Genomic DNA, 11928 nt, shown 5'->3' with positions numbered 1-11928 from the left:
TCAATTATATAAAAATGAATAATTATTTATATTAAAGCTGGCTCACTTAATATACCAGCACCAAATATACGCCCTGTTTCATTTATCAGTTTAAAGTAAGCTTCTCTATCATCAAATATATCATTCTGTATTTGCTGATTATAAACCATAGCCATTGCCATTATATGAAAATGATATTCATTATAGTAATTTTGCTTTTCAGTCGGATCACGTGAAGCTAAATAGGAATTGGTTACTTTATAAATACTTTTAGCTTCTTTCAGCATTTCGCCATTATTAAACTCAATATGACTCAATGTCGGAATAAAATCATCTGTTCGCGTATTTTCATCATTTATCCAATTGTATTTATCTTTTTCTTTATGAGCTTCTAATAAATTATGTCCTGAATAAACATGAATACCATATGGCTTTCTTGATATAAAATCTTGAAATTCAGATTGGGAAAAACACTTAGTTAATACATTTACCACTCCCTTATTACTCCAATCAGGTAAATAAGTTGGGAGAGGTTCATTTAATGGAACTTCACAGCGGAAAACATTATTATCAATAAACATAGCATCAGAGCTATTAATAGCACCATGCACAAGCTGACCGTCAATCCAAACAGAACGCATTGTTAAGTATAAATACCCATCACCTTCTTTAGGAGAAAAAGTAGAAGTGAAACTATAGTAGATTTCCCTAGATGGATTTATTATTCCACCATGATTACCGGGATAAATCATAAAGGTTTTCTTTGTTCCATCAGCATCAACTAATACATGTTTTCCATTCTCTAATTTTATTTCTTTCACTTCACCGGTATTAAGCCAAAAAGAATTATTATCTATTTGAAAGACTAACGGTGTTGTTTTATTGTTACTAATATAGAACACGCCAGACTGTGAGTTTGAATTAGTCGTTGGCTCACAACCCATAGTAAGAGTAGTCGCACATAACATTGTTGTTAAATAAAAAGAACGATGCATATATCGCGTATACCTTATCGTAAAATATACAAATAAAATATTATTTTAATAAAAATGACTTCTCATCTAATTAATCTGTGCATCATAGTTTCATTTATGGAAAAAAGAAAGCTATCAAAAAAAAGAAGCACCCTATTCAATGAGTGCTTCTTTATAAAAAATGATATTTTAATTTAAAATAATAAATAATTATTCGCTAATTACTTTTTATTTCCTGTTGACTGGCGACGACTTGACGCTCTTTTAGCAGGTGATGTTGAAGTGCGTGCTGAAATCTTAGTATGACGCTTAACAGCACGACGGATCTGATTCGCTTTGATGCGACGCTGATCTTTTTCTACTGCAACTTTTGTTACTGTTTCGTCATTTAATTCAACTAGCTGGCGTAAATAGTTAATTTGATCTAATCCAAGTTCAACCCAACCACCACGTGGTAAGCCTTTTGGTAAATCAATATCACCATAACGAACACGAATAAGTCGGCTAACTTGTACACCAACCGCTTCCCACATACGACGAACTTCGCGGTTGCGTCCTTCAGTAAGAGAAACGTTATACCATTGATTAATCCCTTCACCGCCACGATAAGAAACAGAGCGGAATGAAGCGGGGCCATCTTCTAATTGTACACCGCGCGTTAACTGGCGAATTTTGGCATCATCAATTTCACCAAAAACACGTACTGCGTATTCACGCTCAACTTCACGGCTAGGGTGCATTAAACGATTAGCTAATTCACCATCTGTTGTAAATAACAGTAATCCACTGGTATTTACATCAAGACGACCCACAGCAATCCAGCGAGCACTGTTAAGGCGAGGAAGGCGCTGGAAAACAGTTGGGCGACCTTGTGGATCACTGCGAGTACATAGTTCACCTTCAGGCTTGTAATAAGCAAGCACACGACAAACATCTTTTTGTGCTTCACGAATATTTAGAATACGGCCATCTAAGCGGATTTTTGCTGTAGTGGTGACATCAATACGATCACCTAATTTCGCTTTTGTACCATCAATGCTGATACGTCCTTCTTGAAGATAACCTTCAATTTCACGGCGAGAGCCATGACCAGAACGAGCAAGGATTTTTTGTAATTTTTCAGTGCGTTGCGATTTATCGCTCATGAAACAACCTCATGTGTCGCCTTCACAGGCGTCATAAAAATAGAATTAATTTTTAAAAATCAATTAAATAAAAATAACCCATGTTTATTAAAATAAGAAATAAACACAGGTTTATTGATTCAATAGTGAACAATGTTGATGATTTTTCACATCAACATTGCGATAATAAATAGTGCCGATAAAACGATGTTGGCAAAACTATAATGACAGCTTAACCGTTTGTCTGCTTATCAAGTTACTGTGCTTAGCGCTTAAAATGCGCGTTGGTATAACCGATATCAAAAACAGTCACCGTGATTTTTATCGCGATGTATAAATTTAACACAAGCGATAGATCCCTTCACCTTTTATCTCTTTATCTCGTGATAAATTTCTTCACTATCGAATCATTTACTCCCAATTTAGTATAATCAACCAAATTGCTTACTGAAATGGCGTAATATCACCCGTACCTTCACGTACGATAACAGGGGTATCTTCCGTTAAATCAATGACCGTTGTCGGTTTTTGTCCTAAATAACCACCGTGGATCACCAAATCAACTTGTTTACTTAATAAATCTTCGATTTCTTCCGGATCAGATTCTGCAAAATCATTGCCCGGTAAAATCAGGCTCGTTGACATTAATGGCTCACCAATATTTTCTAACAATGCCAATGCAATTGGGTTAGAAGGAACACGTAAGCCTATGGTTTTACGTTTATCATTCATCAAACGCTTTGGTACATCTTTAGTTGCTTTTAGGATAAAGGTGTAATTACCTGGGGTATTGTTTTTTATTAAGCGAAACACCACATTATCAACATAAGCGTAGTTAGCGATTTCAGACAAATCACGGCACATCAGTGTGAAATTGTGGTTTTTATCTAATTGGCGAATACGACAAATTCGCGTCATTGCATCTTTATTTTCTAAACAACAGCCAATAGCATAGCCAGAATCTGTTGGATAAATCACCACACCGCCTTTGCGTAAAATATCAGCACTTTGTTCAATTAAACGAGCCTGCGGATTATCAGGGTGAATATAAAAAAGTTGGCTCATACATCCCTCAACGAATTTCTAATGTTACTCTTGCCATAGCGACCAAACAGGTTCGACGCCACTGGGTAACCATAAATTACGCCCCAATTCTATCCACGAGCAAGGGCGATGAAAATCAGAACCTAACGAAGCTTTTAACCCATAAAGTTGCGCTAATGCTGCGTGTTGTTCCCGTTCTTGTGGTGGTTGTTGGCATTGTGCCACTTCGATTGCATCACCACCGATTTGTTTAAAATAAAGCGTTAATCGTTTTAACCATTTAGAGGATAGACCATATCGTCCCGGATGCGCTAATACTGCAACACCACCAGCTTCATGAATTGCCGTGACAGCGTCACCGATCGAACACCACTGTGGTGGTACATAACCGGTTTTACCTTTTGCTAAATACCGTTTAAATACTTTATTAACTGAGGCAACATGCCCTTCATTCACGAGAAAACGGGCAAAATGTCCTCTTGTCACTTGTCCACCATGCGCTAAGGCTTTTGCCCCTTCAAATGCATTTGCAATACCTGCTTTTTCTAATCTCTCACCAATCATTATCGCTCGAGTTTCGCGACATTGGCTTTGTGACGAAAGAAGTGCCTTGATTGCGTTATGGTTGATATCAATATTCAATCCAACAATATGGATTTCTATATTCTCCCACAAAGTCGATATTTCGACACCTGATATCAGGGTAAGAGGCAGATTTTTTTCTGCAATATAATCATTAGCAGGAGTAATCGCCGCCGTTGTATCGTGATCAGTTATCGCTAAGACATTAATTTGACGTTCTATCGCTCTATCAACCAATTCTTCTGGTGAAAGCTCGCCATCTGACGCGGTAGTGTGGCTGTGCAAATCATAAATCACTCTTAAATCAGATAGCACTTCTGTCATCGCTTCTCCCTTTTCATCTTAGCAAGGTAATAATTTTTAAAGAGTATGCCATAAAGTACTTGACGAACCTAACACAATCCAGTTTACTAGTACACAACACGAGCTAGTCTATTAACTTATTATCTGTCGTTAGCTGTAAGGAGATGTTATGAATATCAATCAACGTCTTATCGCTCTTTGGTGGCGCAATACTCTTTTATGGGCGGTTTGATCTCCGGCTTTACGTCAGTGATATCTAAAACCCGCCTACGCGGGTTTTTTTATGCATTAAAAACAGTTAGTAAAAAATAACAAAGAGCGATAATAATGAATACATCACTTGCATTCTCATTTAAAACCAAGGCAACGCCACTGCCTTACCACAGTGAACCCACTTTACTTTTCAATACATTATGTGAAAACAAACATCACACACTATTGTTAGAATCTGCACAAGTTGACACGAAAGCAAACTTAAAAAGTTTGTTAATTGTTGATAGCGCACTGCGTATCAGTGCAGTAAAAAATCAAGTCACTATTGATGCATTAAGCGTTAATGGACAAGCTTTATTGCCTGCATTAAAAATCGCACTAAAAGAAAAAGCTTTCTTAACACAAGAGAGCGATAAACAGTGTATTTTTACCTTTTCATCACCTGCACAAGATATTGATGAAGAAAGCAAATTAAAATCAGCCAGCGTATTTGATGCTTTACGCTTCTTTCTTGCTAATAAAGACACTAAAGATGCTAATGCTATTTTTGTTGGTGGTTTATTTGCTTACGATTTAGTCAGTGGATTTGAACCTATTCCTGAATTAGACACTGTTTTTTCATGCCCTGACTACTGCTTTTACTTAGCAGAACAATTAATTGTTATCGACCATCAGAATAAAGATAGTCAGTTAATCTCCATTGCTTTTACTGACGATAAAGCGGAGTGTCAACGCCTCACTTCGCGACAAACCGAGTTAATCTCGCTGACCAAACAACCATTAAAACACCCTATTCGCCGTGCTTTAACAGCAGCAGAATCAACAATACAAGGCAATATGGATGATAAAGGTTATGGCGATATCGTTGAAGCAATGAAAACCTATATTCGTCGTGGTGATATTTTCCAAGTTGTTCCATCACGTCGCTTTCAAGTTGCATGCCCTTCACCACTTGCCGCTTATCAAGTGTTGAAAGAGAAAAATCCAAGCCCTTATTTGTTCTATATGCAAGATGCCTTATTCACAGTATTTGGTGCATCACCAGAAAGTGCATTGAAATATCAAACAAGCGATCGACAAATTGAAATCTACCCAATTGCAGGAACTCGCCCAAGAGGACGTAATGCAGATGGTTCGATTAATGCAGATTTAGACAGTCGAATTGAACTTGAAATGCGCACTGATACGAAAGAGCTTTCTGAACATTTAATGTTAGTCGATTTAGCGCGTAATGATTTGGCACGTATTTGCCAAGCAGGCAGCCGTTATGTCGCGGAATTAACAAAAGTTGACCGTTATGCTTTTGTAATGCACTTAGTTTCAAGAGTCGTAGGAAAACTACGTGATGACTTAGATATTTTCCATGCTTATCAAGCCTGTATGAATATGGGAACGTTATCAGGCGCACCCAAAGTCAGTGCAATGCAATTAATTGCCCGTTATGAAAAAACAAAACGTGGTAGCTACGGTGGTGCCATCGGCTATTTTACCGGCGCAGGTGATTTTGATACTTGCATAGTTATTCGCTCTGCTTATGTTGAAAATAATATTGCAACTATTCAAGTCGGTGCTGGAATTGTGCTTGATTCAGATCCTCAAATGGAAGCTGAAGAAACACGTAATAAATCACAAGCGGTAGTCAACGCTATTTTACAAGCTCATACAGATACACAACTGCAGGAGGCTTGCTAATGGCAACTATCTTACTGCTCGATAACATCGACTCATTTACTTATAACCTTGTAGATCAATTACGTAGCCTTGGCAATAACGTTGTGATTTATCGCAATAGCGTCACTGCCGATTTTATTGAACAAAAACTACGTGAGCTCGATAACCCAATTTTACTGTTATCTCCGGGACCAGGAGCACCTTCACAAGCAGGTTGTATGCCTGAACTGTTAAAACGTGTATTAGGTACATTACCTGTGATTGGTATTTGCTTAGGTCATCAAGCCATTATTGAGGCTTACGGTGGCAAAGTTTCTTCATGTGGAGAGATTTTACACGGCAAAGCGACATTAGCTGAGCACGATAACAGCGAAATGTTTGTGAATTTACCTAACCCGTTACCCGTTGCTCGTTATCATTCGCTTTCAGGAGAACAAGTTCCAGAACAACTCATTATTAATGCTTGGTGCGATAACACTGTTATGGCGGTGCGTCACCGTCAACATAAAACGTGTGGTTTTCAGTTTCACCCAGAATCAATTTTAACCACAAAAGGCGCACAACTTTTAGAACAAACAATCGCATGGGCATTAACTCCTAAAGGAGACGCATAAAATGGAAACTATCTTCAATAAATTATTTAGCGCACAACAGTTAACATTAGAAGAAAGCCAAACACTGTTTAGCGCCATTATTCGCGGTGAGTTAACGGAATCACAATTAGCGGCCGTTTTGATCAGCATGAAAATGCGCGGTGAACATCCTCAAGAAATCGCTGGCGCAGCGCGTGCATTACTTGAAAATGCACAACCATTTCCTCGCCCTGACTACACTTTTTGCGATATTGTCGGCACTGGGGGAGATGGTGCCAATAGTATTAATATTTCAACAGCAAGCGCATTTGTTGCAGCTGAAGTAGGTATCAAAGTGGCGAAACACGGTAATCGTAGCGTATCTAGTCGCTCCGGCTCTTCTGATTTATTAGCGGCATTTGGTATCCCTTTAGACAGAAGTGCTGATGATGCACGCCAATTATTGGATGAAGTGGGTTTATGCTTTTTATTTGCACCTCAATATCACAGTGGTTTTCGTTTTGCAGCCCCTGTTCGCCAACAACTGAAAACACGCACATTATTTAATGTATTAGGCCCTCTAATTAACCCTGCTCGCCCACCATTAGCATTAATTGGTGTATATAGCCCAGAGTTATTGATGCCTATTGCAGATACATTAAAAGTTTTAGGTTATGAGCGTGCTGCCGTTGTTCACAGTGGCGGAATGGATGAAGTTTCATTACATGCGCCTACTCAAGTCGCTGAATTACATAATGGTGAAATTACACGTTATGAACTCACACCAAGTGATTTTGGTCTTCGCCCTTGTGCCATTACTGATCTAGAAGGTGGTACACCTGAAGTAAACCGTCAATTATTAGCAGATTTACTACAAGGTGAAGGAAAAAGAGCACATACCGAATCTGTCGCAGCTAATGTCGCTTTATTAATGCGTTTACATGGGCAAGAGGATTTAAAAATGAATACTGAAGTTGCTATGCACGCCATTTATAGCGGTAAAGCAATAGATCGTGTAACTGCATTAGCAGCAAGAGGATAAGAGCATGACTGTATTAAACGCCATTGTAAAAGATAAAGCTGAATATCTGATTGTACGTAAAGCAAACCAACCGCTATCAGAATTTGTGCACCAAATAGAGCCATCAACACGTTCGTTTTATCAGGCATTAACTCAGCCTAATACTGTTTTTATCTTAGAGTGTAAAAAAGCATCACCATCAAAAGGCTTAATCCGTGCTGATTTTGATCCCGCGACGATTGCAAAAATTTATCAGCCTTATGCTGCTGCAATTTCTGTATTAACTGATGAAAAATATTTTCAAGGGAGCTTCGATTATTTACGCCAAGTCAGTCAAACTGTTCATCAGCCCGTTTTGTGCAAAGACTTTATTATTGATGAATACCAAATCTATTTAGCACGTTTTTATCAAGCAGATGCCATTTTATTAATGCTTTCTGTCTTAGATGATGAGCAATATCGTGCGCTATCAGCCGTTGCTCATCAATTAAATATGGGTGTATTAACCGAAGTAAGCACAGAAGAAGAGCGCCAACGTGCCATCAATCTTAATGCCAAAGTTATTGGTATTAATAATCGTGATTTGCGTGATCTCTCTATCGATTTAGCTCGTACCCAGCAGTTAAGCCAAGGATTGCCCCAAGATGCAATCGTGATCAGTGAGTCAGGTATTCATACCCACCAGCAGGTTCAAGAGTTAAGCCAATATGCTAATGGTTTTCTGGTAGGCAGTGCTTTAATGTCACAAGACAATATCGACCAAGCGGTGAGAGCACTAGTTTTGGGAAAGCATAAAGTGTGCGGGTTAACTCGTACACAAGATGTAAAAGCGGTTTATCAAGCTGGTGCTTATTATGCAGGGCTGATTTTCGCAGAGAAATCCCCGCGTAAGGTGACATTGTCACAAGCACAAAAGTTAATAACACAAGCTCCCTTAGCGTTTGTGGGTGTGTTTCAAAATCAACCTATTGAACTTATTTGTGACTATGCCGAAAAACTTAATTTATCTGCCATTCAATTACATGGACAAGAAGATGCGCAATTTATTGAGCAACTTCATCAGAAAATCCAACCTAATTGTGAAATTTGGCAAGCGATAAATATGGCAAACCATACTGATATTCACCCCGCTGCTCTCGTTAATAAATATGTACTTGATAACGGAACGGGTGGTACAGGAACAACATTTAATTGGCAAAAAATTCCTAATACATTACGTGAAAAAGCATTACTTGCAGGTGGTCTTAACAGTGAAAATTGTTTAGATGCGGTTAAAACAGGCTGTATCGGGCTTGATTTTAACTCTGGAGTAGAATCAGCTCCTGGCATAAAAGATAAACAACGTCTGAATCAAGTATTTGCACAATTACAGCTAAACTAAATTTCACAAAGATAAAATTTTAAACAGGATGACATCACAATGAGAAAACTTAACCCCTACTTTGGCGAATTCGGTGGCCAATATATACCTGAAATCTTAATTCCAGCATTGGATCAACTCGAACAAGCTTTTATTGATGCGCAAAACGATCCGTCATTTCAGCAAGAATTCCAAGATTTATTAAAAAATTATGCGGGCAGACCAACGGCATTAACGCTTTGCCGTAATTTAACAGAAGGCACTCGAACTCGTTTATATCTAAAACGTGAAGATTTACTACACGGTGGTGCTCATAAAACTAACCAAGTATTAGGTCAAGCCTTGCTAGCAAAACGTATGGGTAAAACTGAAATTATTGCAGAAACGGGAGCTGGTCAACATGGTGTTGCAACCGCTTTAGCCTGCGCACTGCTTAATATGAAATGCCGTATCTATATGGGTGCGAAAGACGTCGAACGTCAATCACCTAACGTATTTCGTATGCGCTTAATGGGTGCTGAGGTTATTCCTGTTCACAGTGGTTCATCTACCTTAAAAGATGCCTGTAATGAGGCATTACGTGACTGGTCTGGTTGTTACGATCGCGCGCACTACTTATTAGGAACGGCGGCAGGCCCTCATCCTTATCCAACAATTGTCCGTGAGTTTCAACGTATGATTGGTGATGAAGCCAAAGCACAAATTCTAGAGCGTGAAGGTCGTCTACCAGATGCGGTTATCGCTTGTATTGGCGGTGGCTCTAATGCTATCGGTTTATTTGCTTCCTTTATTCCTGAAACTGCAGTGCAATTGATTGGTGTTGAACCTGCAGGTAAAGGTATTGAAACTGGTGAACATGGCGCACCACTGAAACATGGTAAATTAGGGATCTATTTTGGTATGAAATCCCCAATTATGCAGACAGATGAAGGACAAATTGAAGAGTCATATTCAATTTCAGCAGGTCTTGATTTCCCATCTGTCGGGCCTCAGCACGCACATTTAAATAGCATTGGTCGTGCTGATTATGTTTCTGTTACCGATGATGAAGCCATTGAAGCATTCAAAACACTTTCTCGCCGTGAAGGGATCATTCCAGCTCTAGAATCTTCTCATGCATTGGCTTATGCACTGAAATTAATTGCACAAAATCCTGACAAAGAACAGTTATTAATCGTGAACTTATCCGGTCGTGGCGATAAAGATATTTTTACTGTAAACGATATTTTAGCAGCAAGAGGAGAAATCTAATGAGCCGTTATCAAGTATGCTTTGAAACACTAGCACAAAAACAGCAAGGCGCATTCGTTCCTTTTATCACATTAGGTGATCCTTCTCCTGAGTTGTCATTACAAATAATTGATGCGTTAATTGAAGGTGGTGCAGATGCATTAGAGATTGGTATTCCCTTTTCCGACCCACTAGCTGATGGCCCTACAATTCAAGGCGCTAATTTACGAGCACTAAATGTAGGTGTAACCCCTACTGACTGCTTTGCACTTTTAGCAAGTGTACGTAAAAAACATCCTAATATTCCTATTGGCCTATTAGTTTATGCCAACCTCGTTTTTAGTAATGGCATTGATAATTTTTATGGTAAATGCGAGCAAGCAGGTGTGGATTCCGTCTTAATTGGTGATGTACCTCTGCGTGAATCAAAAGAGTTCCGTGAAGCAGCACAACGCGCCAATATCAGCCCTATTTTTATTTGCCCACCTAATGCTGATGATGAACTTTTACAAGAATTAGCGGCATCAGGTAAAGGTTATACCTATTTACTATCAAGAGCCGGTGTAACAGGTACAGATAAACGTGCAGAACAATCGCTGACACATATTACTGACAAACTAAAAACCTATAATGCCCCTCCAGCATTACAAGGATTTGGAATTTCAGAGCCTAAACAAGTTAAAGAAGCGATTGCCAATGGTGCAGCTGGCGCAATTTCAGGCTCAGCGGTTGTGCAAATTATTGAGAAAAACCTACATCAACCAGATGTCATGCTTAAAGCACTCACTCAGTTTGTTAAAGAAATGAAAGCGGCAACTATTGCCTAACCTTCCTATTTGATCCGCCTTAGAAGAATAGCCGGCTATTTTTCTAAGCGGATTACTCTGAAATCTACACTGATTAACTCACGCTTTTTATTACCTATTTTTCCGCTTAACCCGCATAAAATGGCGCAATATTCCCTCTTCTCTTATTTCAAGAGACTTGAAATGTATTGATAAAAATTTGGCAAAACTCTGTTTTTTGCACATACTTCATAAAGCGCTTTATATTTTCTCTTCAGAAATTCTCAATCAATAATGTGATTAAAAGGAGTTTTATGATGAAACTATGGGCAAAAATATCCGCTGTTATGGCGGCGTTACTTATGGCGTTTACCTTATCTGCATGTTCACCTACTGCAACATCAGAAGGTACAGGGGGTTATTTTGATGACTCCGTGATCACCACCAAAGTTAAGACTGCACTAATAGGTGAAAAAAATCTTAACTCAACACAAATTAGCGTCGAGACATTTAAAGGTAAAGTTCAACTCAGTGGTTTTGTCTCTTCTCAAGCGGATGCTAATCGTGCCATTGAAACAACACGCAAAGTTACAGGTGTAAAAGGCGTTATCAACTCAATGGTTATTCGCTGATCCTCTCTTTATTCTAGTCTTCCTTTAGCCTTACTTTTTAGACCATCTTTTCGGTGGTCTTTTTTTGCCAAGTATTTCACTTTCAGCATTTGCTTTTATCATAAAGCAGATCAATTTTTATAAAAAACGCCAATGGATTAAAAAAAGGTTATTTTTACCTAGCCTCAATAACCGTTCACAAAAAGAGCAACTCAAAAGAATAATTAATCATTTACTGATTTAAATTTGATCTTCATTTTTTTATAAACATGCCCTATCTTAAACCTCTTTTATTCTTCTTTTACTTCTTTCTATCTCTTGATAGATAAAGCACTTTTACTAAAAATCATAACCACCCGTAAAACGGGTGGTTTGCTCTTGCCCTATAAGGGCTTATTACCGACTGCGCCTAAATGACGCTGCTTTCTCTTCGTTCAAGCTAAGTGTCTTTGCTACTTT

General features: G+C 38.6%; 9 protein-coding genes and 1 pseudogene. 6 read left to right on the top strand and 4 right to left on the bottom strand.

The window, feature by feature from the left end; genetic code table 11:
- Positions 1–26: 26 nt before the first annotated feature.
- From DK857_RS17930 to rnm, 4 genes are all read right to left on the bottom strand, one after another.
- A complete protein-coding gene (locus DK857_RS17930; RefSeq protein WP_109402905.1) occupies positions 27–974 on the bottom strand; it encodes a hypothetical protein in 948 nt (315 codons plus the stop codon).
- 200 nt (positions 975–1174) lie between these two features.
- Entirely contained in the window at positions 1175–2098 is a 924-nt protein-coding gene (gene rluB, locus DK857_RS17925) for a 23S rRNA pseudouridine(2605) synthase RluB (protein ID WP_109394328.1), read from the bottom strand.
- Positions 2099–2521: 423 nt separating this feature from the next.
- Entirely contained in the window at positions 2522–3142 is a 621-nt protein-coding gene (locus DK857_RS17920; RefSeq protein ID WP_023582284.1) for an L-threonylcarbamoyladenylate synthase, read from the bottom strand.
- A gap of 24 nt (positions 3143–3166) precedes the next feature.
- Complete coding sequence (gene rnm, locus DK857_RS17915) at positions 3167–4027, bottom strand: RNase RNM (protein WP_109394327.1); 861 nt, start codon at positions 4025–4027, stop codon at positions 3167–3169.
- 306 nt (positions 4028–4333) lie between these two features.
- Between rnm and DK857_RS17910 the strand changes: the two genes are divergently transcribed.
- The 6 genes and pseudogenes from DK857_RS17910 to DK857_RS17880 all read left to right on the top strand — a co-directional run bounded on the left by DK857_RS17910 (position 4334) and on the right by DK857_RS17880 (position 11490).
- Complete coding sequence (locus DK857_RS17910; RefSeq protein WP_109402904.1) at positions 4334–5911, top strand: anthranilate synthase component 1; 1578 nt, start codon at positions 4334–4336, stop codon at positions 5909–5911.
- A pseudogene (trpD, locus tag DK857_RS19440) lies at positions 5911–7504 on the top strand (bifunctional anthranilate synthase glutamate amidotransferase component TrpG/anthranilate phosphoribosyltransferase TrpD). Before DK857_RS17910 ends, trpD begins: the two are co-directional and overlap by 1 nt.
- A 4-nt stretch (positions 7505–7508) precedes the next feature.
- On the top strand, positions 7509–8864 hold the full coding sequence (gene trpCF / locus DK857_RS17895; RefSeq protein ID WP_109402901.1) for a bifunctional indole-3-glycerol-phosphate synthase TrpC/phosphoribosylanthranilate isomerase TrpF: 1356 nt from the start codon (positions 7509–7511) through the stop codon (positions 8862–8864).
- A 39-nt stretch (positions 8865–8903) separates the two neighbouring features.
- Entirely contained in the window at positions 8904–10094 is a 1191-nt protein-coding gene (gene trpB / locus DK857_RS17890; protein ID WP_109394323.1) for a tryptophan synthase subunit beta, read from the top strand.
- Positions 10094–10900 carry a tryptophan synthase subunit alpha gene (trpA, locus tag DK857_RS17885; RefSeq protein WP_109402900.1) on the top strand — a complete coding sequence of 269 codons (807 nt, stop codon included), beginning with the start codon at positions 10094–10096 and terminating at the stop codon, positions 10898–10900. Before trpB ends, trpA begins: the two co-directional genes overlap by 1 nt.
- Positions 10901–11175: 275 nt before the next feature.
- The gene (locus DK857_RS17880) at positions 11176–11490 is read left to right on the top strand and encodes a BON domain-containing protein (RefSeq protein ID WP_006536978.1); all 315 of its coding nucleotides are present in this window, start codon (positions 11176–11178) and stop codon (positions 11488–11490) included.
- Positions 11491–11928: the final 438 nt, after the last annotated feature.

Source organism: Proteus terrae (genome assembly GCF_003144325.1).
Classification (GTDB): domain Bacteria; phylum Pseudomonadota; class Gammaproteobacteria; order Enterobacterales; family Enterobacteriaceae; genus Proteus; species Proteus terrae.
Note: the sequence above shows the minus strand (reverse complement) of the source record. Positions and strands in the feature narration are given on the sequence as shown.

Excerpts from the sequence above, each read along its gene's own strand:
- rnm (WP_109394327.1), bottom strand. The coding sequence starts at position 4,027 with ATGACAGAAGTGCTATCTGATTTAAGAGTGATTTATGATTTGCACAGC.
- rluB (WP_109394328.1), bottom strand. The coding sequence starts at position 2,098 with ATGAGCGATAAATCGCAACGCACTGAAAAATTACAAAAAATCCTTGCT.
- trpB (WP_109394323.1), top strand. The coding sequence starts at position 8,904 with ATGAGAAAACTTAACCCCTACTTTGGCGAATTCGGTGGCCAATATATA.
- trpCF (WP_109402901.1), top strand. The coding sequence starts at position 7,509 with ATGACTGTATTAAACGCCATTGTAAAAGATAAAGCTGAATATCTGATT.
- trpA (WP_109402900.1), top strand. The coding sequence starts at position 10,094 with ATGAGCCGTTATCAAGTATGCTTTGAAACACTAGCACAAAAACAGCAA.
- DK857_RS17910 (WP_109402904.1), top strand. The coding sequence starts at position 4,334 with ATGAATACATCACTTGCATTCTCATTTAAAACCAAGGCAACGCCACTG.
- DK857_RS17930 (WP_109402905.1), bottom strand. The coding sequence starts at position 974 with ATGCATCGTTCTTTTTATTTAACAACAATGTTATGTGCGACTACTCTT.
- DK857_RS17880 (WP_006536978.1), top strand. The coding sequence starts at position 11,176 with ATGAAACTATGGGCAAAAATATCCGCTGTTATGGCGGCGTTACTTATG.
- DK857_RS17920 (WP_023582284.1), bottom strand. The coding sequence starts at position 3,142 with ATGAGCCAACTTTTTTATATTCACCCTGATAATCCGCAGGCTCGTTTA.